This window comes from Paraburkholderia sp. FT54, assembly GCF_031585635.1.
Lineage (GTDB): Bacteria > Pseudomonadota > Gammaproteobacteria > Burkholderiales > Burkholderiaceae > Paraburkholderia.
The window spans coordinates 1637605-1663428 of the sequence record NZ_CP134195.1 but is presented as its reverse complement, the minus strand read 5'-3'; the positions used below and the strand labels follow the sequence as shown (position 1 = coordinate 1663428).

19 protein-coding genes are annotated in these 25824 nt (G+C 64.9%); 6 read left to right on the top strand and 13 right to left on the bottom strand.

Features of this window, described 5'->3' with window-relative positions:
• Positions 1–67: 67 nt before the first annotated feature.
• From rseP to rpsB, 8 genes are all read right to left on the bottom strand, one after another.
• Positions 68–1453 (bottom strand): RIP metalloprotease RseP, encoded by a 1386-nt coding sequence (gene rseP, locus RI103_RS07835; RefSeq protein ID WP_310814777.1) that lies wholly within the window; start codon positions 1451–1453, stop codon positions 68–70.
• Between the two features lie 7 nt (positions 1454–1460).
• Positions 1461–2666, bottom strand: a complete 1206-nt coding sequence (locus RI103_RS07830) for a 1-deoxy-D-xylulose-5-phosphate reductoisomerase (RefSeq protein WP_310814776.1) — start codon at positions 2664–2666, stop codon at positions 1461–1463.
• Between the two features lie 10 nt (positions 2667–2676).
• On the bottom strand, positions 2677–3498 hold the full coding sequence (locus RI103_RS07825) for a CDP-archaeol synthase (RefSeq protein ID WP_310814775.1): 822 nt from the start codon (positions 3496–3498) through the stop codon (positions 2677–2679).
• Positions 3492–4274: a polyprenyl diphosphate synthase gene (uppS, locus tag RI103_RS07820; protein WP_310814774.1), complete on the bottom strand. Its 783-nt coding sequence runs from the start codon at positions 4272–4274 to the stop codon at positions 3492–3494. Before uppS ends, RI103_RS07825 begins: the two co-directional genes overlap by 7 nt.
• Positions 4275–4340: 66 nt before the next feature.
• Positions 4341–4901, bottom strand: a complete 561-nt coding sequence (frr, locus tag RI103_RS07815; protein ID WP_012433445.1) for a ribosome recycling factor — start codon at positions 4899–4901, stop codon at positions 4341–4343.
• A 100-nt stretch (positions 4902–5001) separates the two neighbouring features.
• The gene (pyrH, locus tag RI103_RS07810; protein ID WP_011488865.1) at positions 5002–5715 is read right to left on the bottom strand and encodes a UMP kinase; all 714 of its coding nucleotides are present in this window, start codon (positions 5713–5715) and stop codon (positions 5002–5004) included.
• A 221-nt stretch (positions 5716–5936) separates the two neighbouring features.
• On the bottom strand, positions 5937–6818 hold the full coding sequence (gene tsf, locus RI103_RS07805; protein ID WP_310815194.1) for a translation elongation factor Ts: 882 nt from the start codon (positions 6816–6818) through the stop codon (positions 5937–5939).
• Between the two features lie 205 nt (positions 6819–7023).
• The gene (gene rpsB / locus RI103_RS07800; protein ID WP_132373926.1) at positions 7024–7776 is read right to left on the bottom strand and encodes a 30S ribosomal protein S2; all 753 of its coding nucleotides are present in this window, start codon (positions 7774–7776) and stop codon (positions 7024–7026) included.
• Positions 7777–8220: 444 nt separating this feature from the next.
• Here rpsB and map point away from each other — a divergent pair, with 444 nt between their 5' ends.
• Genes map through RI103_RS07785 form a run of 3 tightly spaced genes read left to right on the top strand, consistent with a single transcriptional unit; the run spans position 8221 to position 13830 of the window.
• Positions 8221–9030 (top strand): type I methionyl aminopeptidase, encoded by an 810-nt coding sequence (gene map / locus RI103_RS07795; protein WP_310814773.1) that lies wholly within the window; start codon positions 8221–8223, stop codon positions 9028–9030.
• A 30-nt stretch (positions 9031–9060) separates the two neighbouring features.
• Positions 9061–11640, top strand: coding sequence for a [protein-PII] uridylyltransferase (locus tag RI103_RS07790; RefSeq protein WP_310814772.1), 2580 nt, complete (start codon positions 9061–9063; stop codon positions 11638–11640).
• A 6-nt stretch (positions 11641–11646) separates the two neighbouring features.
• Positions 11647–13830 (top strand): pseudouridine synthase, encoded by a 2184-nt coding sequence (locus tag RI103_RS07785; protein ID WP_310814771.1) that lies wholly within the window; start codon positions 11647–11649, stop codon positions 13828–13830.
• A 121-nt stretch (positions 13831–13951) separates the two neighbouring features.
• Here the strand turns inward: RI103_RS07785 and def are convergent, their stop codons facing one another.
• The 5 genes from def to RI103_RS07760 all read right to left on the bottom strand — a co-directional run bounded on the left by def (position 13952) and on the right by RI103_RS07760 (position 22807).
• Positions 13952–14485: a peptide deformylase gene (gene def, locus RI103_RS07780; RefSeq protein ID WP_310814770.1), complete on the bottom strand. Its 534-nt coding sequence runs from the start codon at positions 14483–14485 to the stop codon at positions 13952–13954.
• Complete coding sequence (gene ligA / locus RI103_RS07775) at positions 14482–16548, bottom strand: NAD-dependent DNA ligase LigA (protein WP_310814769.1); 2067 nt, start codon at positions 16546–16548, stop codon at positions 14482–14484. The genes def and ligA overlap by 4 nt, the downstream gene beginning before the upstream one ends.
• A gap of 188 nt (positions 16549–16736) precedes the next feature.
• Complete coding sequence (locus tag RI103_RS07770) at positions 16737–18017, bottom strand: cell division protein ZipA C-terminal FtsZ-binding domain-containing protein (RefSeq protein ID WP_310814768.1); 1281 nt, start codon at positions 18015–18017, stop codon at positions 16737–16739.
• A 126-nt stretch (positions 18018–18143) separates the two neighbouring features.
• A complete protein-coding gene (gene smc, locus RI103_RS07765) occupies positions 18144–21662 on the bottom strand; it encodes a chromosome segregation protein SMC (protein WP_310814767.1) in 3519 nt (1172 codons plus the stop codon).
• A gap of 149 nt (positions 21663–21811) precedes the next feature.
• A complete protein-coding gene (locus RI103_RS07760; protein ID WP_310814766.1) occupies positions 21812–22807 on the bottom strand; it encodes a DMT family transporter in 996 nt (331 codons plus the stop codon).
• A gap of 483 nt (positions 22808–23290) precedes the next feature.
• On the opposite strand from RI103_RS07760, the gene dapC reads away from it, so the two are divergent.
• From dapC to RI103_RS07745, 3 genes are all read left to right on the top strand, one after another.
• The gene (gene dapC, locus RI103_RS07755) at positions 23291–24508 is read left to right on the top strand and encodes a succinyldiaminopimelate transaminase (protein WP_310814765.1); all 1218 of its coding nucleotides are present in this window, start codon (positions 23291–23293) and stop codon (positions 24506–24508) included.
• 71 nt (positions 24509–24579) lie between these two features.
• Positions 24580–25407 (top strand): 2,3,4,5-tetrahydropyridine-2,6-dicarboxylate N-succinyltransferase, encoded by an 828-nt coding sequence (gene dapD / locus RI103_RS07750; protein ID WP_027213332.1) that lies wholly within the window; start codon positions 24580–24582, stop codon positions 25405–25407.
• Entirely contained in the window at positions 25407–25772 is a 366-nt protein-coding gene (locus tag RI103_RS07745; RefSeq protein ID WP_012433461.1) for an ArsC family reductase, read from the top strand. The genes dapD and RI103_RS07745 overlap by 1 nt, the downstream gene beginning before the upstream one ends.
• Positions 25773–25824 lie beyond the last annotated feature (52 nt).

The following is a 25824-nucleotide window of genomic DNA, read 5'->3' as shown; positions in this document are numbered from 1 at the left end:
CGTGCTTCCCCAGTGTGTATAGCTGCATCAGGTCGGGCGGTCGCCATCGTGAACGCCGCCGAACACTTTAAAAATGGATTAAACGAGCCAGATCGTTGAACAGCGCGATCGCCGACAATGCGACGATGCAGGCGAGACCCGCCCTCTGAAAAACGAGTTGCCAGCGATCGGAGACAACTTTACCGGTCACAGCTTCAACCAAATAATATAACAGATGACCCCCGTCCAATACCGGAATTGGTAACAGGTTCAGTACACCAAGGCTAATACTGACAAGGGCCAGGAACGACAGGAATGCAGAAGGACCTAGACGTGCGCTCTTTCCTGCGTAATCGGCGATCGTGACCGGGCCGGAAAGATTTTTGAGCGACGCCTCGCCGACCACCATCCTGCCGAACATACGCACCGAGTAAACCGCGAGATCCCACGTGCGGCGCGCACCCAACTGCAGGCTTTCAACCGGACCGTAATGCACGTCGATGGACGGCACCTGCGTGGCCAGTTCCGCGCCGATGCGGCCGATCTGCTGACCTGTGGTTTCGTCACGCTGTGCCTGCGGCACGATGCTCACGTCTTCGAGCTTGCCCGCCGCCTTGCCGCCCCGCTCGACCTGCAGCGTTACCGCTTTGCCGGCGTGCGATTTTACATAAGCGATGAAGGCCGTGGCGTTGTCGGTCGGAATGCCGTCGACGGCACGCAGACGATCGCCCGCGACCAGGCCGGCCTTTTGCGCCGCGCTGCCCGGCTGCACGCCCGCCACGGTCAGCTTGCCACCACCCGGCTCGAAACCGAGACGCGACATGAAGTCGTCGTCGACGTCCTTCTCGCTGAGACCACGCAGATCGAGCTGAAAATCCGACGTGCCGTGTGCATCTTTCGCGCTCAGCACGACGCGCTTGTGATCGAACGCAGCACCCAGCAGCTTCCAGCGCAGGTCCGACCAGGAGCGCACCGGCGCGGATTCGCCGGCGTTTTCGGCACGCACGGCGACGATCGTCTCACCGCCGTCGAAACCGGCGACAGCCGCGGGCGTATTCGGCGCGGGCGCCGCGATCACCGCCGCCGGCTCCGTCACGCCGGTGGCGAAGACGAGCGCGAACAGCACGATAGCCAGCAGGAAGTTCGCGACCGGACCGGCTGCGACAATTGCAAAACGGCGCCACACGGACTGCCGGTTGAACGCATGCGGCAATGCTTCGGCGGGGATCGGCTCGGCGCCGGTCTCGCGCTCGTCGAGCATCTTCACGTAGCCGCCGAGCGGCAACGCGGCGATGGTCCATTCGGTGCCCGTCTTCGGACTCACCCACTGGAACAGCGGCTTGCCGAAACCGATCGAAAAGCGCAGCACCTTGACGCCGCACAGGCGCGCCACGCTGTAATGCCCGTATTCGTGGACGACCACGAGTACACCAATCGCGACCGCGAAGGCGAGCAGTTCGATCAGCAGGTTCATGAGCGCCTCACTGGACGGCGCGTTCCGTGCGACGGGCGCCGTCGGGCAGACGCGCGATGAATTCGGCAGCGGCGCGACGCGCGGCGGCATCCGCTTCGATCACGTCTTCGAGCGCGTGCGCGCTGCGGTTCGGCAACGCGTTGAGCACCGCGTCGACCACCTGGGCAATCGTCATGAAGCCGATCTGGCGCGCGAGGAACGCTTCAACCGCGATTTCGTTAGCGGCGTTCAGCGCCGCACTTGCCACGCCGCCCTCGGCGAGCGCCTTCACTGCCAGCGCAAGACACGGAAAGCGCGCGTAATCCGGCTTTTCGAACGAGAGCGACGCGACCTGCAACAGATCGAGTTGCGCGACGCCCGAGTCCACGCGATCCGGAAACGCCAGCGCGTGCGCAATCGGCGTGCGCATGTCGGGATTGCCGAGTTGGGCGAGCACCGAGCCGTCGGCGTACGACACCATCGAGTGGATCACGCTCTGCGGATGAATCAGCACCTCGATGCGCTCGCCCGGCAAACCGAACAGCCAGTGCGCCTCGATCACTTCGAGGCCCTTGTTCATCATGGTGGCCGAGTCGACCGAAATCTTGCGGCCCATCACCCAGTTCGGATGCTTACAGGCTTCGTCCGGCGTGACGTCGACGAGCGTGGCCGGCTCGCGGGTGCGGAACGGGCCGCCCGACGCGGTCAGAATGATCTTGGAGACGCCGCCGTGCAGCGCGGCTTCGCGCGGCAGGCATTGGAAAATCGCGTTGTGTTCGCTGTCGACCGGCAGCAGCACGGCGCCGTTGTCGCGCACCGCGTCCATGAAGATCGCGCCGGACATGACCAACGCTTCCTTGTTGGCGAGCAGGATGCGCTTGCCGGCGCGCGCAGCGGCAAGGCTCGGCGCCAGGCCAGCCGCGCCGACGATCGCCGCTACCACCGTATCGCAGCCGTCGCTCTTCGACACCTCGACGAGCGCCTGCGGCCCGTACGTGACCTCGGTCTTGCTACCCGCCTCGCGCAGTTTCGCCGCGACGCTCGCGGCCGTGTCGGCGTCGCCGACCACCGCGACTTCAGGCTGAAAGCGCAGGCATTGCTCGACGAGCTTGTCGCCGTTGCGATGCGCGGAGAGCGCATAAACCGAAAAACGCTCGGGATGACGCGCGACGACGTCGAGCGTGCTGTCTCCAATCGAGCCCGTGGAACCGAGCAATGTCAGACGTTTTTGCATATCTCTTTCTCTAGCCGAGCAGCAGCATGGCAAGCGGCAGCACCGGCAACAAGGCGTCGATGCGATCGAGCACGCCACCGTGCCCCGGCAACAGGCCGCTTGAATCTTTCACACCGGCCTGGCGTTTCATCATCGATTCGAACAGGTCGCCCACCACGCTGAATGCCACCAGCAGGGTCAGCGCGAGCAGCGTGCGCACGGCGCCCCAGTGCGCCAGCAGCGCAGAATACAGGGTCGGCTCGAACGCATGCAAAAAGACCGCCGCCGCCGCGACGATCATCACCACCAGCCAGCCGCCGATCGCGCCCTCCCAAGTCTTACCCGGACTGATGGCAGGCGCCAGCTTGTGTTTTCCAAACGCTTTTCCGGAGAAGTATGCGCCGATATCGGCCAGCCATACCAATAGCAGCAGCGACAGCACGAAAGGCACGCCCTGCATGCGCGCGGCGACGAGAGCATGCCAGCACGCGACGAATACCACAATGCCGGCAAGAAACAGGAAGGGACGCCAGGCGCCCTGCGCGAGCGTGGGCTTGCGCAGTAGCACGAACGGACCGGCGATCACCCAGAAAATGGCGGCTGCCTGGAAGAGCGGCCTGGCCTGCTCGATACCGGTGCCGAGGCGCGTACTGGCCACCAGCGCCACGGCGGCCACCAGCGCGTAAATGACCGGGCCCGCGCCGCCCAGCTTGAGCAGGCGCGCCCACTCCCACGCGGCAAACACGACGACGAAGGCGATCAGCGCGCCGAACGCGCCCACCGGCGCGAACAACGTGACCGGCAGGAACACTGCCAGCAGGATGATCGCCGTGATGACACGGGTTTTTAGCATGGAAGCGAATCGACGTTTTGCGATTGCGGCTCGAGTTGAGCACTGGTGCGGCCGAAGCGGCGTTCACGCTCCGCGTACGAAGCGATGGCATGAGCCAGCGCGTCGGCGTCGAAATCCGGCCAGAACGTGTCGGTGAAGTAGAACTCGGTGTACGCGAGCTGCCACAGCAGGAAGTTGCTGACGCGGCGCTCGCCGCCGGTGCGGATGAAGAGATCCGGCTCCGGTGCATAAGCCATGGAGAGGTGCTCGGCGAACGATTCCTCGGTCACCTCGACCGCCCGGCCCGCCAGCGCCGACTGTTCGGCGAGCTTGCGGGTGGCCTGCATGATGTCCCAGCGGCCGCCGTAATTCGCGGCGATGGTGAGTGTGAGGCGGGTATTGCGCGCGGTCTTGCTCTCCGCGCGCTTGATCAGATCGCGGATGCGCGCGTCGAAGCGCGACAGATCGCCCACCACGCGCAAACGGATGCCGTTCGCGTGCAGCTTGCCGATCTCTCGCTCCAGCGCGGTCACGAACAGGCGCATCAGGAACGACACTTCGTCGTTCGGACGGCGCCAGTTTTCGGAGCTGAAAGCGAACAGCGTCAGATATTCGACCCCCTGACGGGCGCACGCCTCGACGGCCGCACGCACCGCGTCGACGCCGCGCGTATGGCCCGCCACGCGCGGCAAGCGCCGCTGGGTGGCCCAACGGCCGTTGCCGTCCATGATGATCGCGATATGTCGCGGCACCGCGGCGACATCAGGCACGCGCACGGTTGAGCTGGTATAGGTCATGGCCGTCGGGACAGTGACTGCAAATAAAAGAAGTGGAAAATCGTGACCGTGCTGAGCCGATCGGCCTCAGACCGTCATGATCTCGGCTTCTTTCGTCACGACGAGTTTGTCGATTTCGGCGACGAACTTGTCCGTCAGCTTCTGAACGTCGTCACCTGCACGACGCTCGTCGTCTTCCGAAATTTCCTTGTCTTTCACGAGCTTTTTCAGTTGCTCGTTGGCGTCACGGCGCAGGTTGCGCACCGCGACCTTGGCCGTTTCCGCTTCGCTCTTGACCACTTTGGTCAGTTCGCGGCGGCGTTCTTCGGTCAGCGCGGGCATCGGCACGCGGATCACGTCGCCTTGCGTAGCCGGGTTCAGACCGAGGTCCGACTCGCGGATCGCCTTTTCGACGACCTGGACCATTTTCTTTTCCCACGGCTGCACGCCGATCGTGCGTGCGTCGATCAGCGTCAGGTTCGCGACTTGCGAAATCGGCACCGGCGAACCGTAGTAGTCGCACTGGATGTGATCGAGCAGGCCCGTGTGTGCACGGCCCGTGCGGATCTTCGACAGGTCGTTCTTGAACGCGTCGATGGAGCGCTGCATCTTTTGTTCAGCGCCCTTCCTGATATCAGCCACAGACATTTTTAAACCTCCGAACCTTCAAAACGGTGCGAGCCGGCCAGCGCGCGCAAGATGCGGCGGCCCGGGCTCGCGCTAAAGCCCACGTTATGTGAACGAGAGTTTACACGTGGACGAGGGTACCCTCGTCCTCGCCTTGTACGATGCGCTTGAGCGCACCCGGCTTGACGATCGAAAACACCCGGATCGGCAGCTTCTGGTCGCGGCACAGCGCGAATGCCGTGGCGTCCATCACCTGCAGATTGCGGCCGATCGCCTCGTCGAAGCTGATCGTGGTGTAACGCGTCGCGCTCGGGTCTTTCTTTGGGTCGGCGGAATACACGCCGTCTACCTTGGTGGCTTTGAGCACGACTTCCGCGCCGATTTCCGAGCCGCGCAGCGCAGCGGCCGTGTCGGTCGTGAAAAACGGGTTGCCGGTGCCGGCCGCGAAAATCACGACTTTGCCTTCTTCGAGCTGGCGAATCGCGCGGGGCCGGATGTACGGCTCGACCACCTGGTCCATGCGCAGCGCCGATTGCACGCGCGCCTCGATGCCGGCGTGGCGCATGGCATCCTGCAGCGCCAGCGCGTTCATCATGGTGGCCAGCATGCCCATGTAGTCCGCCGTGGCGCGATCCATACCCGCCGCGCCGCCCGCGACGCCGCGGAAAATATTGCCACCGCCAATCACCACGGCCAACTGCGTTCCGAGACGGACCACTTCGGCCACGTCCGCCACCATTCGTTCGATGGTCGCGCGATTGATGCCAAAGGCATCGTCGCCCATCAGAGCTTCACCGGAGAGTTTGAGCAGGACGCGTTTATAGGCAGTGGGCATAGGGGTATCCAGATCGCGCAGAACAGGGCAACAACAAGGGACTAATGTAGGGGTGAAATACTGATTCGGGCAAGCGCCGCCAAATTGACGAACCCTGGGGTTCGTTAGCGGCGGCTGCGCCGCGAGGGTCAACCCGCGCGCAGCCTTGCGGCGCTGCCGACCGCGGCAAAGTCTTGCTCCGCCGCGGGTCCAACGGTACAGCCGTGATGCTTACGTGAGACTTATTGTTGCTTTGCAGCAGCGACTTGAGCGGCCACTTCAGCTGCGAAGTCGTCCTGCTTTTTCTCGATGCCTTCGCCGACCACGAACAGCGCAAACTTCTGCACGCTCGCGTTGCCGGCCTTCAGCATCTGTTCGATCGTCTGCTTGTCGTTCTTAACGAACGTCTGGTTCAGCAGCGACACTTCCTTCAGATACTTCTGCACGCTGCCGTCGACCATCTTGGCGACGATTTCAGCCGGCTTGCCCGATTCGGCAGCCTTCTGTTCAGCAATGCTGCGTTCCTTGGCGATCAGATCCGCCGGCACGTCGTCCGACGACAGCGAAACCGGCTTCATCGCGGCGATGTGCATCGCGACGTCCTTGCCGACCTGCTCGTCCGCGCCGGTGTACTCGACCAGCACGCCGATACGCGTGCCGTGCAGGTACGCTGCCAGTTTGTTGGCCGTATCGAAACGCACGAAACGGCGGATCGACAGGTTTTCGCCGATCTTGCCGACCAGCGCCAGACGCACTGCGTCGACCGTCGAGCCGTCCAGCGGCAGGGCCGCCAGCGCCGCGACGTCAGCCGGGTTTTGCGTAGCGACCAGCTCAGCGACCTTCTTCGAGAACGCCAGGAAGTCGTCGTTCTTCGAAACGAAGTCGGTTTCGCAGTTCAGCTCGACCAGCGAACCCGCGTTGCCGCCGATGAACGATGCGACCACGCCTTCAGCCGTCACACGCGACGCTGCCTTGCTGGCCTTGTTGCCCAGCTTCACGCGCAGCAGCTCTTCAGCGCGCGCCATATCGCCGTCGGCTTCCGTCAGCGCCTTCTTGCATTCCATCATCGGCGCGTCGGTTTTTGCGCGCAGTTCTGCAACCATGCTTGCGGTAATTGCCGCCATCATTTGCTCCTTGAGTTCCGTCTGTCACACGCCGACCGGACTTCGATGCCGGCGGCAAGAATTCGTTTCAGCATTCCGCGTATTTTTTACGGAGAACGCGTCGAGCACTGCTTCGGACACTGCCGGCAGCACCCCACTACAATGTCGCGACTTAAAAAAAGGGGGCCTGTAGAAAGCCCCCTTTTTTGCCGGACACGGGGCAGCTTTACGCTTCCGAGTTGACCTCGACGAACTCGTCGCCGTCGCCACCACGTGCAGCTTGCACCACTTCGTTGACCGCGTTCGCACGGCCTTCGACGATCGCGTCGGCCACGCCAGCCGTGTACAGAGCGACAGCCTTCGAGGCGTCGTCGTTACCCGGGATCACGTAGTCGATGCCTTCCGGCGAGTGGTTCGTGTCGACCACGGCGATGACCGGAATGCCGAGCTTGTTCGCTTCGGTCACGGCAATCTTGTGGTAGCCGACGTCGACCACGAAGATCGCGTCCGGAATGCCGCCCATGTCCTTCACGCCGCCGATCGACTTCTGCAGCTTGGCCATTTCACGTTCGAACAGCAGCGCTTCCTTCTTGCTCATGCGTTCGGTTTCGCCTGCTTCCAGCGCTGCTTCCATGTCCTTCAGGCGCTTGATCGAGACCTTCAGCGTCTTGAAGTTGGTCAGCATGCCGCCGAGCCAGCGTGCGTTGACGAACGGCATGCCAGCGCGTTGCGCTTCTTCAGCGATCGTGTCGCGCGATTGACGCTTCGTGCCGACGAACAGAATCGTGCCGCGATTGGCTGCCAGTTGACGCGCGTACTTCAGCGCGTCGTTGTACATCGGCAGCGTCTTTTCGAGGTTGATGATGTGAATCTTGTTGCGATGACCGAAAATGAAGGGGGCCATCTTCGGGTTCCAGAAGCGCGTTTGGTGACCGAAGTGGACACCGGCTTCCAGCATTTGACGCATGGTAACTGCCATGAAAATCTCCGCGAGGGTTGGGTCTTAAGCCGGCTGCCGTATCGGCCGCGCCGCCATCTCTCTGGCTGAACGCGGCGGACACCCTGGGTGCGCCGGCTTGCGAGTCTGCTGCCTTGTTGCTTCCGCTTGCTTAACCTCATAGCGCAGGCAACCGGCGTTATGAGAAGCCATTCTTGCCACTTTTTTGCCCACATGGACGAATAAAGTAAGACAGAGATCGACTTAGCCAAAGATTATAGCACGCGACTCTTGCACGACTCAACCTGCGCGGTAGTCCTGCTCATGGCCGGCGGGTTGCACCCACGTGAGCGCCGCCCGTCTCGAACGAGGCCGCCCGAAGCCCGTCCGGCAGCCCGTGAAAGGCGCCGGCCCGGTCGCAAAAGCCTGCGGCAGCCGGAATATGGTGCGATAATCCTGCAATAAATCGCATTTCAGGCCCGACTCATGGCTATTACGCTCAAAAACGAACACGATATCGCGCAGATGCGCGTCGCCTGCAAACTGGCAAGCGAAGTGCTCGACTACATCACCCCGTTCGTCACGGCCGGCATCACCACCGGTGAACTCGACCGTCTGTGTCACGAATATATGCTGAAGGAACAGGGCACGGTTCCAGCACCGCTGAACTATCAGCCGCCCGGCTACCCACCCTATCCGAAAGCCACCTGCATTTCCGTCAACGACGTGATCTGCCACGGCATTCCCGGCGAGAAGACGCTGAAGAACGGCGACGCGCTGAACATCGACGTCACTGTCATCAAGGAAGGCTATTTCGGCGACACCAGCCGCATGTTCATCGTCGGGGAAGGCTCGATCCTGGCCAAACGCCTTGTCCAGACCACCTTCGAATGCATGTGGCTCGGTATCGACCAGGTGCGCCCGGGCGCGCATCTCGGCGACATCGGCCACGCGATCCAGAAACACGCGGAAGGCCAAGGCTACAGCGTGGTGCGCGAATATTGCGGCCATGGCATCGGCACGGTGTTCCACGAAGACCCGCAAATCCTGCACTACGGCCGTCCCGGCACCGGGCTCGAGCTGGAAACCGGCATGATCTTCACGATCGAGCCGATGATCAACGCCGGCCGCCGCGACATTCGCACCATGCCGGACCAGTGGACCGTCAAGACCAAAGACCGCAGCCTGTCGGCGCAGTGGGAACATACCATCCTCGTCACCGAAACCGGGCACGACGTACTGACCGTCTCCGCCGGCACGCCCGCGCGCCCGCCGGTCGTCGCCGCCACGGCCTGACCGACTTCCCACCTCTGCGCCTCCCTGCCAATGAGTAGTGTTCCAGCCGTCGCCCAATCCCCTGCCACGTCGCTCAAGGCGGAGTACAAAGTGGCCAAAGCCCAACTGCTGGAACGCTTCAGGACGGCCACCAACGTCGACGCGTTGATGGCCTCCCTGGCGCGCGCCACCGACGACTCCCTGCGCGCCGCCTGGAGCACCTGCGAACTGCCGCCCGACCTGGCCCTTGTGGCCGTGGGCGGCTACGGGCGCGGCGAACTGGCGCCGCATTCCGACATCGACATTCTGGTTCTGCTGCCCGATGCGCCCATCGAGCATCTCGAAGCGCGCATCGAGCGCTTTATCAGCCTTGCATGGGATTTGGGGCTGGAGCTCGGCAGCAGCGTGCGCAGCGTGTCGCAATGCCTCGAAGAAGCCGCCAACGACGTCACCGTGCGCACGTCGCTGCTCGAGGCGAGGCGTATTACCGGCAGCGCCGCGCTGTTCGACGACTTCGCGAGGCGTTACCGCGAAGCGCTCGACCCGAAGGCCTTTTTCCAGGCCAAAGTGCTGGAAATGCGCCAGCGCCATGCCAAGTTCCAGGACACGCCCTACTCGCTCGAACCCAACATCAAGGAAAGCCCGGGCGGCCTGCGCGATCTGCAACTGATTCTCTGGATCACCCAGGCAGCGGGTTTCGGCAGCAGCTGGCGCGAACTCGAAGCGCGCGGCCTGATCACCGAGCGCGAGGCGCGCGAGCTGCGCCGTAACGAAGGCTTCCTGAAAACGCTGCGCGCGCGGCTGCATGTGATCGCCGGCCGTCGGCAGGACATCATGGTGTTCGATCTGCAAACGGCGGTAGCCGAGAGCTTTGGCTACAAGCCGACCGCCACCAAGCGCGCGAGCGAACAGCTCATGCGCCGCTACTACTGGGCCGCCAAGGCCGTCACGCAGCTCGCCACGATCCTGATCCAGAACATCGAAGCGCAGCTCTTCCCCAGCACGAGCGGCATCACGCGGGTGTTGTCGGAGCGCTTCGTCGAGAAGCAGGGCATGCTGGAAATCGCCAGCGACGACGTGTTCCTGCGCGAGCCGAACGCGATCCTCGAGGCCTTCCTGCTGTACGAACAGACGCCCGGCGTGAAAGGCCTGTCGGCGCGCACGCTGCGCGCGATCTACAACGCCCGCGACGTGATGGATCAGCACTGGCGGCGCGACCCGGAAAACCGGCGCCTCTTCATGGACATCCTGAAGGAGCCGGCCGGCATCACCCACGCGCTGCGTCTCATGAACCAGACCAGCGTGCTGGGGCGCTATCTGCTGAACTTCCGGCGCATCGTCGGACAGATGCAGCACGACCTGTATCACGTCTACACCGTCGACCAGCACATTCTGATGGTGCTGCGCAATCTGCGCCGCTTCGCGGTGGCCGAACACGCGCACGAATATCCGTTCTGCAGCCAGTTGATCGCCAACTTCGACCGGCCGTGGGTGCTGTACGTGGCGGCGCTGTTTCACGACATCGCCAAAGGCCGCGGCGGCGACCATTCCACGCTCGGCATGGCCGACGCGCGGCGCTTCTGCCGCAATCACGGCATTGAGGGCGAGGACGGCGAACTGGTCGTGTGGCTGGTCCAGCAACATCTGACCATGAGCCAGGTCGCGCAAAAGCAGGACACGAGCGACCCGGAAGTCATCAAGCGCTTCGCCGAACTGGTCGGCACCGAGCGGCGCCTCACAGCGCTCTACCTGCTGACCGTGGCCGACATTCGCGGCACCAGCCCGAAGGTCTGGAACACGTGGAAAGGCAAGCTGCTCGAAGACCTGTATCGCACCACGCTCGCCGTGCTCGGCGGCGCGCGGCCGGACGCGCATTCGGAGTTGAAGTCGCGTCAGGAAGAAGCGCTCGCGCTGCTGCGCCTCGAAACCGTGCCGGAAGGTGCGCAGAAGGCGCTGTGGGAGAAGCTCGACATCGGCTATTTCCTGCGTCACGACGCGGCGGATATCGCGTGGCAAACACGTGTTCTGTACCGCCACGTCGAGACGCCGACACCGATCGTGCGGGCCCGTCCGTCGCCGATTGGCGAGGCGCTTCAGGTGCTGGTGTACGTGAAGGATCAACCGGACCTGTTCGCCGGCATTTGCGCGTATTTCGACCGCAATGGCCTGTCGGTGCTCGACGCGCGGGTCAGCACGACCCGTCACGGTTACGCGCTCGATAATTTCCTCGTCGCGCATACCGAAGAAGACGTGCATTATCGCGATATTGCCAATCTGGTCGAACAGGAACTGACCGCCCGCCTCACCGGTGACGGCACCCTGCTTCCGGGACCGTCGAAAGGCCGTTTGTCGCGGCTGTCGCGGACCTTCCCTGTTACCCCGCGCGTCGACCTTCGGGCCGACGAGCGCGGCCAATATTACATCCTGTCCGTGTCGGCGAACGACCGGCCAGGCCTTCTTTATTCGATCGCGCGTGTGCTGGCCGAGCATCGGGTCGGCGTCGCTTCGGCGCGGATCAATACGCTCGGCGAACGCGTCGAAGACGTGTTCCTGCTGGATGGACACGGTCTGTCGGACAGCCGCCTGCAAATTCAGGTCGAGACCGAACTGCTGCGCGCGATCGCAGTGTGAGATTTCATGCGAGTCAAATTAACAGCCAAGCACCCGCGGCCGGCTTCGTCCGAACGCGCCCCTGTCCGTACCGGCAGCACGTCGGCGCGTAAGCCGACGCGCCCCGTGGGGCCCAGACCGGCGACGCCGGCACCTGGCGGGGCGCGAGGTGAACGCGCCGGCGCGGCCGGCGGCGGCAAGCGGCCGGCGGGCGCTGGTAAGCCGGCCGGTGCCGGCGCACGTCCTGCGCGGCCTGCCAAGGCTGAAGGGTCGTTTTCGCGCGAGCGGGACGCCGGTGGCGCGCCGCGAGCGGCGTCTGATCGACCGCCGCGCCGCGAGGGCGCGGGCGGTGCGCCGCGTCGGTTTGAAGGCGGCGGCGAGCGCGCTCCGCGTCGGGATGACGGCGAGCGTGCGCCGCGCCGGTTTGAAAGTGGCGGCGAGCGTAGCGAACGCGCGCCGCGCAGGGCTGAGGGTGAACGGGCTCCGCGCAAGTTTGAAGGTAGCGGCGACCGTGCCCCGCGTCGGGACGCCGCGGAACGCGCGCCGCGCCGATTTGAAGCTGGCGCCGATCGCGGCGAACGTGCTCCGCGCAGGGCGGATGGCGAGCGCGGCCAAGGCGCTCCGCGCCGGTTTGAAGGGGGTGGTGACCGTACCGGCAGCGCACCGCGTCGGCTTGAAGGTGCAGGCGATCGCGGTGAACGGGCACCGCGTCGGTTTGAGGGCGGTGCTGATCGTACCGATCGCGCTCCGCGTCGCTTTGAAGGCACTTCCGACCGCGGTGACCGCGCGCCCCGCCGTGAAACCGGTGACCGAGCCGAACGCGCGCCCCGCCGCTTCGAAGGCAGTACGGATCGCAGCGAACGCGCGCCGCGCAGCTTCGGCGAGCGCGCCCCGCGCCGCGACGACGGCGAACGCCGTCCGTTCAGCGCAGCGCGTCCCGGCGCAGGCCGTCCGTCGCCGGAAGGTGGTCCACGCGGCGAGCGTCCGGCACGCCCTGAACGCGACGCATCCGACCGCCCGCGCTTCGGCAGCGATCGTCGCGCTCCGCAAGACCGCCGCGGCAACGAGCGTGGTCCGCGCAGCGACAGCGCGCCGCGCCGTTTCGAAGGCGAGCGCGGCGCATCCGAACGTGGCGAGCGCAGCTTCGCCAAGCCCGTCAAAAGCGGCTACGGCGAGCGCGCGGACCGTCCGGCACGCGCTCCGCGCGACGAGCGCGGCGAACACGCCCCCGCCAAACGCGAATTCGGCGACCGCCCTGCGCGCAGCACCGAGCGCACCGACCGTGGCGAGCGCCCTGCCCGCAGCTTCGACAAGACGCTGCCGGCCGCCGGCCGCCGCTTCGGCGACGACCGTCCCGCGCGCGCCGACAAGCCGCGCGGTGCATCCCGAGCCGAACGCCCCAACGAAACCGATGCCGCTCCGCGCACCCCGCGTCGCGATTACGAGGACGCGCCGGGCACGCTGCGCCTGTCCAAGCTGATGTCCGAACTCGGCCTGTGCTCGCGCCGCGAAGCCGACGAGTGGATCGAAAAGGGCTGGGTGCTGGTGGACGGTGAGCGCATCGACACGCTCGGAACCAAGGTCCGTCCGGACCAGCGCATCGAAATCGACCCCGCCGCCGAGGCCGCGCAAGCGAGCCAGGTGACGGTGTTGATCCATAAGCCGGTGGGCCTGGTTTCAGGTCAGGCGGAAGACGGTTATCAGCCGGCCATCACGCTGATCACGCCGGAGAATCGCTGGGAAGGCGATCACTCCGACATCCGCTTCTCCGTCGCGCATTTGCGCCAGCTGGCGCCGGCTGGCCGCCTGGACATCGATTCGACGGGCCTGCTGGTGCTGACGCAAGACGGCCGGATTGCGAAGCAACTGATCGGCGGTCATTCCGAGATCGACAAGGAATATCTGGTGCGCGTGGCATTCGGCGAGCACACCACCGACGTCGAAAGCCACTTCCCGCCGGAAAGTCTGGCGCTGCTGTGCCACGGCTTGTCGCTCGACGACGTGCCGCTCAAACCCGCGCAGGTGAACTGGCAGAACGGCGAGCAATTGCGTTTCGTGCTGCGCGAAGGCAAGAAGCGGCAAATTCGCCGCATGTGCGAACTGGTCGGCCTGGAAGTGATCGGACTGAAACGCGTGCGCATGGGCCAAGTGATGCTGGGCGCGCTGCCACCGGGCCAATGGCGTTATCTGTCGCCGGATGAGTCGTTCTGAAGCCGGACGCCTGACTGACGCTTCAAAAAAAAACGCCACGGAAGCTAATTCCGTGGCGTTTTTTTATCCTTGCGCCGAGCCGAGGACGCCAGTGCAGTCACCAGAAGCAGCACAAGCCACGTCAATCGTCGGTATTCGGATCCATGTCCGGGAACAGCACTTCCGTGAAGCCGAACTTCGCGAAGTCGTTGATCCGCATCGGATACAGCTTGCCGATCAGGTGATCGCACTCGTGCTGCACGACACGCGCGTGAAAGCCCTCGGCGACGCGGTCGATCGGCTTGCCGTATTGATCGAAGCCGTGATACTTGATCATCGAAAAGCGGCTCACCGCGCCGCGCAGCCCCGGCACCGACAGGCAGCCTTCCCAGCCCTCTTCCATGTCCAGCGACACCGGCGTGATGGTCGGGTTGATCAGTACCGTTTCCGGCACCGGCGGCGCGTCCGGATAGCGCTCGTTGTGCCCGAAGCCGAAGATCACCACCTGCAGATTGACGCCGATCTGCGGCGCGGCGAGGCCCGCGCCGTTTGCGTCGTGCATGGTCTCGAACATGTCTTTGACGAGCTCATGCAGCTCGGGCGTGTCGAAGTGATCGACCGGATCGGCAATGCGCAAAAGACGCGGATCGCCCATCTTAAGAATTTCGCGGATCATAACTGCCCCTCCAGGAGCTTACGCATACCATCTTCGTCGAGTACGGAGATGCCGAGTTCCTCAGCTTTCGCCAACTTGCTGCCCGCGTCGGCGCCCGCCACCACATAGTCCGTTTTCTTCGATACGGACCCGGCCACTTTCGCGCCGGCCGCTTCCAGCATTTCCTTCGCCTCTTCGCGAGCGAGGCTCGGCAAGGTGCCGGTCAACACGACCGTCTTGCCGGCCAACACGCCCTGTGGCGCCTTGGGCGCCGGCGGCCCTTCCGGCCAGGTGACCTTGCCCGGCGCGCGCAACTGCTCGATCACCGTGCGGTTGTGCTCCTCGGCGAAGAACTGATGAATCGACTCGGCGACCACCGGCCCCACGTCGTTGACCTCCAGCAAGGCTTCGACCGAAGCGTCCATGATCGGATCCAGCGAACCGAAGTGCTTGGCCAGGTCCTTCGCCGTCGATTCGCCCACATGCCGGATGCCAAGCGCGTAGATGAAGCGCGCCAACGTGGTGTGCTTGGCCTCTTCGAGCGAGTCGAGCAGATTCTGCGCGGACTTTTCGGCAAAGCGGTCGAGCTCGGCGAGCGTCGCGAAACCGATGTTGAACAGATCGGCCGGCGTGCGTACCAGATTCTGTTCGACCAGCTGGTCGATGATCTTCTCGCCCAGCCCGTCGATATCCAGCGCGCGCCGCTGCGCGAAATGCCACAGCGCCTGCTTGCGCTGCGCGGGACAGAACAGGCCGCCGGTACAACGCGCAATCGCCTCGTCCGGCAGCCGCTCGATATTCGAGCCGCACACCGGACACTGCGTGGGCATCACGAACTCGCGGGCGTCGGAGGGACGCCGCTCGAGCAGCGCGCTCACCACCTCGGGAATCACGTCGCCGGCGCGCCGCACGATCACCGTGTCGCCGATGCGAATATCCTTGCGGCGCACTTCGTCTTCGTTGTGCAGCGTGGCATTGGTGACCGTCGCGCCGCCGACGAACACCGGATCCAACCGCGCCACCGGCGTAATCGCGCCGGTGCGGCCGACCTGCACGTCGATCGCGACGAGTCTGGTCAGCGCTTCCTGGGCGGGGAATTTGTGCGCCAGCGCAAAACGCGGCGCGCGCGACACGAAGCCGAGCGCATCCTGCTCGTCGCGCCGGTTGACCTTGTAGACCACGCCGTCGATGTCGTACGGCAGCTTCTCGCGTTTCCCGCCGACGCCGTGAAAGAAACCCAGCAACCCCTCCACGCCCTGCACCACAGCCCGTTCGCTGTTCACCGGCAGGCCGAGCTCCTTGTACCAGTCGAGCAGGTCGCTGTGCGTGGCCGGCATCTCCATGCCTTCGAGCACGCCGATGCCATAAGCAAAAAACGACAGCGGCCGCTGCGCGGTGATCTTCGAATCGAGTTGCCGCAAACTGCCCGCCGCGGCGTTACGCGGATTGGCGAATTCCTTCTGTTCCGCCGCCCGCTGCCGTTCGTTCAAGCGCTCGAAATCGCGCTTGAACATCAGCACTTCGCCGCGCACGTCGAGCACGTGCGGCACGCGTTTGCCCTTGAGTTTGAGCGGAATGGAGCGAATGGTGCGGACGTTCCCGGTGACGTTCTCGCCGGTCGTGCCGTCGCCGCGCGTGGAGGCTTGCACGAACGCGCCGTCGACGTAACGCAGCGAGATCGCAAGGCCGTCGAATTTCAGTTCAGCCGCGTAGTCGACCGGCACGGGAGGCTCGCTCGCGTTCTTGCCGAGCGCGTCGCCGACACGCTTGTCGAATGCGACGATGTCTTCGTCGGCGAAACCGTTGTTCAGCGACAGCATGGGCTGGTCGTGCACGACCGGCTCGAAGCCGCTCGCCGCCTCGCCGCCCACGCGCTGGGTGGGCGAATCCGGCACGATCAGGTCCGGATGCTCCGTCTCGATACTCTCCAGCTCCTTGAACAGCTTGTCGTATTCCGCGTCAGGCAGGTCCGGCTGGTCGAGCACGTAATACGCGTAGTTGGCGCGTTCGAGTTCCGCGCGCAGCCACGCGGCACGCTCGGCCGGGGCGCTGGTTGCAGGTTGTGAGGCGGAGGTTCGGGCCATGCTGTCGGAAGGTTCTTCAGTGAAGTTCAGACATTGGATTATCGCAGGAAGCGTGCCCCTTTACATCGGCCGGATGGCCAGTTTCGGCGCGTTGCGCATGCGGTCCACAATAACGCGTGAAGGCGCCTCGTGAAACGACAACGGCCGCACATCGTGCGGCCGTTGAAGACACCGGTAAAACATAAAAGTTACTGGCTGAACAAGCGCCGCGTGGCCGGCGAGCCGGCCGGAATGCCCGCCTGTTCGAGCTTCGCATACAGCGTCATCAACTGTTTTTCGATGGCGAGCAAGGCGGTCTCCGGCAGCGGACGGCGACCGTCGTCGACCACCCGCCCGCCGATGCGCTCGGCCAACGATTTCGCGTAGTCGCACATCAGGCGGAACGGCAGGATGTCTTCGTCGGCCACCGGCACGTCGAGCACCAGCGTGATCATCTGGCCGCCCTTGTAGGTGAGGTCGTCGCGCAGGAAGTTGGTGTCGCCGAATTGCAGCATGAACACCGGGCTCTGCTTCGCGTCGAGCTTGACGAAACGCGTGCCGTCGCGCGAGAGCAGCAAGCCGTCTTGCGACGCGACCGCCTGCACGTAGTTGGCGGACCACGGCGCGCCGTCGGAGAGCACGTTGATCGACAGCTGCGCGTCGCACTGCGCGGCAAAGCCGTCGAGCTCGCGCGCCATCGCCACTGTTTCGAGCATGTCGGGAAATTCCGGCGAGGCATCCAGCGCATCGGCAAACTGCTGCACGCCGGTCACGAACTCGGAAAATTCCAGTTCGTTGAGCGCGCCGCTGCGATTGGCCAGCTGCGCGGCCGCGCGCAACTCTTCGTAGCGCGCGCCGTTTTGCAGCAGTTCCCACGCGCCGCCCTCGAGCTTGCCTTCGATATGCACCGGCTTGCTGCCCGCGCGGCGCAGACGCTGCGCGAGCGGAATGACCTTGTCGCCTGCGACCGGGCCGTTCAGACGGATCGGCACGATACAGTCGATGCGCCGGTCGACGATAGCCGGCGGCGCCGACGAGATCGTCGTAGCGGCCGGCAGAATCGGTTCGACCGGCTCGCTCGCCCGCCGGGCGGCTTGCGCGGCCCCGGCGGTCTCGCCTTCGGCTTCAGCCACGCCCTCGGCTTCCGGATAGCCGTTCGGCGTGGTCGTCTCGGCCTGAATATCGGCCGCCGTGTCGAGCGGCGCCGTTCCAGCCGCCTGGCCGCCAAAAGTGGGTTCGACGCGTGCCGCCGTGGTTTGCTCCGCTCCTTCGGCGCCCGCCACCGGCTCGCGCCGCGTGGTCGGCCGGGCCGGTTCGATGAACGGGCTCTGTTCCTCCTGATCGTCCCGCGCGAGGTTGTCGGCGGTGTCGGCCGGCATCGGTCGCGGCATCTTGCGGCGCACCTTCGCGCTCTGCCACGCGTTGTACACGACCACGCCCCCGACCACCACGGCACCCGCGCCGATCAAACCGAGTGTCAACTCGTCCATGCATGCTCCATCAGCAATTCTTTTATCTGCGCGACCTGGCGCCCGCTCCACGTGTCGCGCGGCCACCGGCCGCTGCGCTGAACGCGGACACCCGCGATTGTCGACTCAATGAAACTCAAATGAAACTCAAACGATATTCTGGGCGAAACCGGCAGCCGTTTCCATGTCGACGGCAACGATCCGCGACACGCCCTGCTCCTGCATGGTCACGCCGATCAACTGCTGCGCCATTTCCATTGCAATCTTGTTGTGCGAGATAAACAGGAACTGGGTTTTGTCCGACATCGCCCGCACGAGGTTCGCGAAACGTTCCGTGTTGGCGTCGTCGAGCGGGGCGTCCACTTCGTCCAGCAGACAGAACGGCGCGGGATTCAACTGGAACATCGCGAACACCAGCGCGGTGGCGGTCAGCGCTTTTTCGCCGCCCGACAGCAGGTGAATCGTCGAATTCTTCTTGCCCGGCGGCTGCGCCATGACCTGCACGCCGGCGTCGAGAATTTCGTCGCCGGTCATGATCAGCCTCGCCTGGCCGCCGCCAAACAGACGCGGGAACAGTTCGCCGAAATGCAGGTTCACCTGGTCGAAGGTGCCTTGCAGGAGCGTGCGCGTTTCGGCGTCGATCTTGCGGATGGCGTCTTCGAGCGTTTCGATCGCGCTGTTCAGGTCGGTCGATTGCGAGTCGAGGAACGACTTGCGCTCGGTCGCCGCCTTCAGTTCGTCGAGCGCGGCCATGTTGACCGGACCGAGCGCGGTGATGGCGTTGTTGATGCGCGTGACTTCGCCCTGCAGGTACGACGGCTTCATGTCCGGCGTGAGCTTGGCCTGCAACTGCGCCTCGTCGACACCGGCCGCGGCCAGCTGTTCGATGAACTGCTCGCCGTTCAGGCGCGCCGCCTGTTCCTTCAACTGCAATTCGTTGATGCGGTCGCGCAGCGGCTGCAACGCGCGCTCGGCGGTGAGGCGCGTCTCGTCCGCGGCACGCAGCTTGGCGGTGAGATCGTCCAGTTCGAGACGCGCCGCGTGCAGCGCTTCTTCCTTGACGGCGCGGATGTCGAGCGCGTCCTGCAGACCGGTGTGCGCGGTCTGTTCATTGATGGTTTCCAGCTCGGCGCGCGCATCTTCCAGCGACGCCGCGACCCGCTCGCTCTGCTCGTGCGCGACCTGAATGCTGCGCTTCAGTTCGTCGATGCGGTTCGCCATGTTGCGCGCGGCAAAGCGCGCGTCGGTGGCGGCACGGTCGAGATCGCGCGCCTGGCCGCGAGCGGCGGTGAGGGCTTCGTCGAGTGCCTCAAAGGCGAGTTGATGATCTTCAAAACGCGCCTGCAATTCGGCGAGCTCGCCGTCGTGACGCTCGAAGTTCGCTTCCGACTCCGCCCGCATGGCGCGCTGCTCTTCGATCTGCGCGGTGATCTCCGCGAGTTCCTCGCGAATCTGCGTGCTGCGTTGGGTGTAACGCTCGTGCGCCTGGGTGAGCTTGAGCACGTCCATTTGCAAGGCATGCACGCGCTGCGTGGCGCGTTCGGCCTGTTGACGCACATCGGTCAACACCTGCGCGGCTTGCGTGTGCGCGGCTTCGGCGCGGATCGCGGCGGCCTTCACTTCGTCGGCGAGCAAGGCTTGCGCGCGAACCTGGCGCGCCAGATTTTCGATTTCCTGCTGACGGGCCAGCATGCCGGCCTGCTCGGAATCGGCGGCATACAGTTGCACGCCGACGCGCGTCACCACATGCCCCGCCTTGACGACGAACGAGCCGCCTTCCGGCAATTGCGAGCGCATGGCGAGCGCCTGCTGCAGATCGTCGGCGACGAACGAGAGGCCGAGCCAGTCGTTCAGAACCGCGCGAATGCCCGCGTCGTCGATCCGCACCAGCGACAGCAGCGGACGCAGCGCAGGCGGCGTGGCGGCCGGCTGACCGGCCACGGGCGGTGCATAGAAGGCGAGCTTGGCGGGCGGCGCGTCGGTGGCGAAAGCCTTGACCCAGTCGAGGTTCGACACTTCGAGCGCGGCGAGCCGCTCGCGCAGCACGGCCTCGAGCGCGGCTTCCCAACCGGCTTCGACATGCAGCTTCTTCCACAGACGCGGCAGGCTGCCCAACTCGTGCTTTTCGAGCCACGGCTGGATCTTGCCTTCGGTCTGGACGTTTTCCTGCAACTGCTTGAGCGCGGCAAGGCGCGCGTCGAGCTGATGAATCTGGGCGCTTTCCGCCTGCACGCGCTCCTGCGCGGTACGGCGTTCGCCGTCGAGGCGTGGCAGCGTTTCCTGCGCGTCGGTCAAACGCGCTTGCGCGTCGTTCAGGATTTCCTCGTGCTCGGCGAGCTGCATGCGCAGGTCTTCGAGCTGCGCTTCGTCGGGGGCGTCGAGACCGCCCGCTTCCGACTTCAGGCGCTCGTGACGCGCCTGCAATTGCTGCAATTGCTGATCGGCATTGCGCTGATGCGCGGCTTCGAGCTTGAGCGCCTGTTCGGTCTGCGCGATGCCGCCGCGCTCGGCGTTCAACTCCGTTTGCGCGTCGCGCCAGCGTGCTTCGAGCGCGGGCATTGCGTCGTGCTTGGCGGCGGCTTCGTCTTCGGCCAGCGCCGCCTTTTCCTCGGCGACGGCCAGTTGTTCTTCGGCGTCCGCGAGATCGTCTTGCGCTTTTTGCGCCTGCGACTGCCATTGCTCACGCTGTGCGTTCAGCGCGGCGATCTGCGCCTGAACGCGATTGCGCGATTCGACGATGAACTTGATCTCGGCTTCGAGCCGGCTGACTTCCGAATTCGCCTCGTAGAGCGCGCCTTGCGCGCCCTGCATCGCGTCGCTGGCGGAATAATGTGCGACACGCAGCGTTTCGAGTTGCGCCTCGACTTCGCGCAGCTTCGCGGTGTGCGCTTCGAGATCGATTTGCGCCTGTTCGATTGCGCGTTGCTGGCGTTCCTGCTCGCTGCCGGCTTCGTTCTTGCGCAACAGCCACAAGAGACGCTGCTTCTCTTCGCCGTCGGACTGCAGTTCCTTGTAGCGCGTGGCGATCACGGCCTGCGCTTCCAGCTTCTCCAGATTCGAACTGAGTTCGCGGACGATGTCCTCGACCCGCGTCAGATTCTCACGCGTATCGTGCAGACGGTTCTCGGTTTCGCGGCGGCGTTCCTTGTACTTCGACACGCCCGCGGCTTCTTCGAGGAACACGCGCAGCTCTTCCGGCTTCGCCTCGATCAGGCGCGCGATCATGCCCTGTCCGATGATGGCGTACGCGCGCGGCCCGAGGCCGGTGCCGAGGAAGATGTCCTGAATGTCGCGGCGGCGTGCCGGCAGATTGTTGATGTAGTAGCTCGAGGTGCCGTCGCGCGTGAGCACGCGCTTCACGGCGATTTCGGCATACTGCCCCCACTGCCCGGCGGCACGGCCGTCGGCGTTGTCGAACACGAGTTCGACGCTGGCGCGGCTGCCGGGCTTGCGCGCGGTCGAGCCATTGAAGATCACGTCCTGCATCGACTCGCCGCGCAGCTCGGAGGCGCGCGATTCGCCGAGCACCCAGCGCACGGCGTCGATGATGTTGGACTTGCCGCACCCGTTCGGTCCCACCACGCCGACTAGCTGGCCCGGGACCTGGAAATGCGTGGGATCGACGAATGACTTGAAGCCAGCGAGTTTGATCGAGGTCAGACGCACGGCGATTTCGCTGTTTGAAAAGGGAAAAAAATAGGTGGCTCGTGAAGGCCGCGCCAGCCGTTCGCCGATGGAGCGACACGGTCCGCGAACCCTCGCGACTCGGGTGCCGGCTTCATGCGGTGAGGCATGCGCCGGCTAATGAGGGGCAATCATACCATCGCGCGTGGGCGGTTTTTGCCGTCCTTACGGTCGTCGAGCCCGGCATCGCGTCCGTCGGCGAGACTCTCCTCCTGAATGGCCGGATCGGGCGGCATGGCCTTGGTCCGATGCACCCAGCTGGACAGCGCCGAAGCCAGCACGATGCACACGCCGCCCGCCCATTCGCGCGGACCCGGCGTCTCGCCGGCGAACAGCCACGCCGACAGCGCCGTGACCACGATCTCGAACAGCATGATGATCGACGCCCGATTGGCCGGCACGCGCGCGAGTCCGTACTGCACCAGCATATTGTTCGACGCCAGCAGAAACCCGAGGCCGAGCACCAGCCAGGCGGCCGTGCCGAGATGCGCGCCGGAGGGCGGCGTGGGCATCGCCTCGAACAGCGAGGCACAGGCACTGAACAGCGCCGCGCCGCCGAAGATCGTCGCCGTGCGCATCTCCGGCTTCATGTCCGGCAACACGCGGCTCGTCTTGAGAATCAGCACGTTGCTCATGGCGAAGCCCATGCCGCCCGCGAGGCCCGCCCATTCAGCGAGATTGCCGGGCACGGGAATACCCAGTTGCGGCGACCACAGCATGGTCATCGCGCCGGCCAGCGACAACGCTGCCAGGCCCGCACCCGCCCAGGTCAGCCGTTCGTGCAGGATGAAGTGCGCGAAGAGCGCGGTCCACGCCGGGGTGAGATAAAACAGCAGCAGCACGCGCATCACCTGGCCGTGAATCGAGCCCCACACGAAGCCGAGGTTGGTGATGCCCGCGGCCAGCGCGAGAGCGGGCAGCAGCCAGTGCCAGCGCACGGTCTTGAGCGCGCGATAGCGCACCAGCAGCACGAACAGGCAGCCGGCGCCGCTCGTCAGCGCGCTGGCTGCCGTGCCCGTCACGCCGAGCGCCGCCAGCATGCGCAGTGGATACCAGATCACGCCCCACACCGACGCGCCCAGCATGATCGCGAGCGTCGGCCAACCGTTGCGAAGCCAGTTGGTCATGGTGCGGGGCGCCTTGCGGAGGCGTTCGGGGTGTTTGTGTCGCGGACCGCGGCGCTCGTGCGCGTGTTGTGTCCGGCTGTCTCCGAGACTGCTGCGTACATTGCTGCTCCTGCTTCTTTTTTGCGCGAACCGTCGGCGGTTCGCGTCGTTCCCGCTGCAGCGCATTGCCTGCGCCGCCTGGCGGGTTGCGCCGTTGCTCAACGGCGCGAGGTCCTTCGCCTGCTCAACTCTTCGCCTTGCCTTCACTGCGCGGCCGTGGAACGCCTGCGCGCCGCCGCCGTGCGATGCGCGGTCCGCAAACCGCCGCGCCGCCGTATGCCCGCCTTGCCAGGCTCGCCACGCTATAATCATTCGCTCGCCGCTGCTGACGGCGGTTCAGCGTGTTTTGTGCGTTATACCGCTGCCGGCGCGTGCCCCGCTTTTTTCTGCACGCTTTTTCCACATCCGTTTCTCGCCCATCTTCGATCAGGCTCGATCCGCCCAGTGAATCCGCTACTCGACTCCCTTCAGCCCTACCCGTTCGAAAAGCTGCGCGCGCTTTTCGCGGACGTCACGCCGAGCGCCGGTCTCGCGCACATCAGCTTCGGCATCGGCGAGCCGAAACATCCTACGCCCGAGCTGATCCGCGAAGCCGTGGTGGCCTCGCTCGGCGGCTTGTCGTCGTATCCGGCCACGATCGGATCGCCGGCGCTGCGCGAGTCGATCGCGAAGTGGGTCACGCGGCGCTACAACCTGCCGCCGGTCGATCCAGCCACCCAGGTGTTGCCGGTGTCGGGTTCGCGCGAGGCGTTGTTCGCACTTGCCCAAACCGTGCTCGACCCGAAAAAGAATGCTGACGGCGAGCCTGCGATCGTACTCTGTCCGAACCCGTTCTACCAAATCTACGAAGGCGCTGCGATTCTGGCCGGCGCGCAGCCGTACTTCGTGAATAGCGATCCGGCGCGCAACTTCGCCTGCGACTATTCGGCGGTGCCGGCCGACATCTGGGCGCGCACGCAGCTGCTCTACGTCTGCTCGCCCGGCAATCCGACCGGCGCGGTGCTCACGCTCGACGACTGGCGCGAACTGTTCGCGCTGTCGGACCGCTACGGCTTCGTGATCGCCTCGGACGAGTGCTACTCCGAAATCTATTTCGACGAAGCCAACCCGCCGCTCGGCGGCCTCGAAGCCGCCCACCAGCTCGGCCGCGGTTTCGAGCGGCTCGTGATGCTGTCGAGCCTGTCCAAGCGCTCGAACGTGCCGGGCATGCGCTCGGGCTTCGTCGCGGGCGACGCGGCGATTCTCAAGGACTTCCTGCTATACCGGACATACCACGGCGCGGCCTTGTCGACGGTGTTCCAGAGTGCCAGCATCGTGGCCTGGAACGACGAGACGCACGTGCGCGAGAACCGCGCGAAGTACGTGCGCAAGTTTTCCACCGTGACGCCGATGCTCGCCGAGGTACTCGACGTGCGCTTGCCGGACGCCGCGTTCTACCTGTGGGCGGACGTCTCGCGCACGGGCCTGACGGACACCGAGTTCGCCCAGCGCCTCTACGCCGACTATAATGTGACGGTTCTGCCGGGCTCGTTCCTCGCGCGCACTGCGCACGGCGTGAACCCCGGCCGCAATTTCGTGCGCATGGCGCTCGTCGCCGACGTCGACGAATGCACGCAGGGCGCGCAGCGGATCGTCGATTTTTGCCGCGCGCTGGCGGGTTGATCTGCCGTTCACGGCAGCCCCGCGCACCGCATCCCCTTCTTCAGACTTCAACTCTTCGATAAAGCACGCATATGTCGCAACAACTTCAGCAGATCATTGACACCGCTTGGGAAAACCGCGCCGAACTGTCGCCGAAGGCCGCTCCGGCCGACGTGCGTGAAGCCGTCGCCCACGCCATCGAGCAACTGGACAAGGGGGCGCTGCGCGTCGCCGAAAAGAAGGACGGCGACTGGGTCGTCAATCAGTGGCTGAAGAAAGCCGTGCTGCTGTCGTTCCGCCTGGAAGACAACGCGCCGATGCCGGCGGGCGGCTACTCGCAGTTCTACGACAAGGTGCCGTCGAAGTTCGCCAACTACACCGCTGAAGACTTCGCCGCCGGCGGCTTCCGCGTGGTGCCGCCCGCCATCGCGCGCCGCGGCTCGTTCATCGCGAAGAACGTCGTGCTGATGCCGTCGTACACCAACATCGGCGCGTATGTCGACGAAGGCACGATGGTCGACACGTGGGCCACCGTCGGTTCGTGCGCCCAGATCGGCAAGAACGTGCACCTGTCGGGTGGCGTGGGCATCGGCGGCGTGCTGGAGCCGCTGCAGGCGAACCCGGTCATCATCGAGGACAACTGCTTCATCGGCGCGCGCTCGGAAGTGGTGGAAGGCGTGATCGTCGAAGAAAACTCGGTGATCTCGATGGGCGTGTACCTCGGCCAGAGCACCAAGATTTACGACCGCGAAACCGGCGAAGTCACGTATGGCCGCATTCCGGCGGGTTCGGTGGTGGTGGCGGGCAACCTGCCGTCGAAAGACGGTTCGCACAGCCTCTACTGCGCCGTGATCGTCAAGAAGGTCGACGCCAAGACGCGCGCGAAGGTTGGTCTGAACGAGCTGCTGCGAGGCGACTGATGGCGCGCGGCACCAAAACCGTCGTCTACGGCATCCCGAACTGCGACACCGTGAAGAAAGCCCGCGTGTGGCTGGAAGAACATGGCGTCGAGTTCGAGTTCCACGACTTCAAGAAACACGGCGTGACCGAACCGCTCGTGCAGGACTGGCTGAAAGACGTGAAACTCGACGCCTTGCTGAACCGGCGCGGCACCACGTGGCGCGCGCTGTCCGACGACATGAAAGCGGCCGCGGACACGCAGTCGGGCGCGATCGCGTTGATGATCCACAAGCCGTCGGTGATCAAGCGGCCGGTGCTGGTGGTCAACGGGCGCGTCAAGTCGCTCGGCTTTTCCGCCGACGAGTACACGGCGCTCTTTGCCTGAGAGAAGTATTGTTGCCTGAGCGCGAAGCTGTTTGTTCAGGTAAGGCGCGACT

Bases quoted from the DNA above. Each gene is read 5' to 3' on its own strand.
- rseP (WP_310814777.1), bottom strand. From the start codon at position 1,453: ATGAACCTGCTGATCGAACTGCTCGCCTTCGCGGTCGCGATTGGTGTA.
- RI103_RS07830 (WP_310814776.1), bottom strand. From the start codon at position 2,666: ATGCAAAAACGTCTGACATTGCTCGGTTCCACGGGCTCGATTGGAGAC.
- RI103_RS07825 (WP_310814775.1), bottom strand. From the start codon at position 3,498: ATGCTAAAAACCCGTGTCATCACGGCGATCATCCTGCTGGCAGTGTTC.
- uppS (WP_310814774.1), bottom strand. From the start codon at position 4,274: ATGACCTATACCAGCTCAACCGTGCGCGTGCCTGATGTCGCCGCGGTG.
- frr (WP_012433445.1), bottom strand. From the start codon at position 4,901: ATGTCTGTGGCTGATATCAGGAAGGGCGCTGAACAAAAGATGCAGCGC.
- pyrH (WP_011488865.1), bottom strand. From the start codon at position 5,715: ATGCCCACTGCCTATAAACGCGTCCTGCTCAAACTCTCCGGTGAAGCT.
- tsf (WP_310815194.1), bottom strand. From the start codon at position 6,818: ATGGCGGCAATTACCGCAAGCATGGTTGCAGAACTGCGCGCAAAAACC.
- rpsB (WP_132373926.1), bottom strand. From the start codon at position 7,776: ATGGCAGTTACCATGCGTCAAATGCTGGAAGCCGGTGTCCACTTCGGT.
- map (WP_310814773.1), top strand. From the start codon at position 8,221: ATGGCTATTACGCTCAAAAACGAACACGATATCGCGCAGATGCGCGTC.
- RI103_RS07790 (WP_310814772.1), top strand. From the start codon at position 9,061: ATGAGTAGTGTTCCAGCCGTCGCCCAATCCCCTGCCACGTCGCTCAAG.
- RI103_RS07785 (WP_310814771.1), top strand. From the start codon at position 11,647: ATGCGAGTCAAATTAACAGCCAAGCACCCGCGGCCGGCTTCGTCCGAA.
- def (WP_310814770.1), bottom strand. From the start codon at position 14,485: ATGATCCGCGAAATTCTTAAGATGGGCGATCCGCGTCTTTTGCGCATT.
- ligA (WP_310814769.1), bottom strand. From the start codon at position 16,548: ATGGCCCGAACCTCCGCCTCACAACCTGCAACCAGCGCCCCGGCCGAG.
- RI103_RS07770 (WP_310814768.1), bottom strand. From the start codon at position 18,017: ATGGACGAGTTGACACTCGGTTTGATCGGCGCGGGTGCCGTGGTGGTC.
- RI103_RS07760 (WP_310814766.1), bottom strand. From the start codon at position 22,807: ATGACCAACTGGCTTCGCAACGGTTGGCCGACGCTCGCGATCATGCTG.
- dapD (WP_027213332.1), top strand. From the start codon at position 24,580: ATGTCGCAACAACTTCAGCAGATCATTGACACCGCTTGGGAAAACCGC.
- RI103_RS07745 (WP_012433461.1), top strand. From the start codon at position 25,407: ATGGCGCGCGGCACCAAAACCGTCGTCTACGGCATCCCGAACTGCGAC.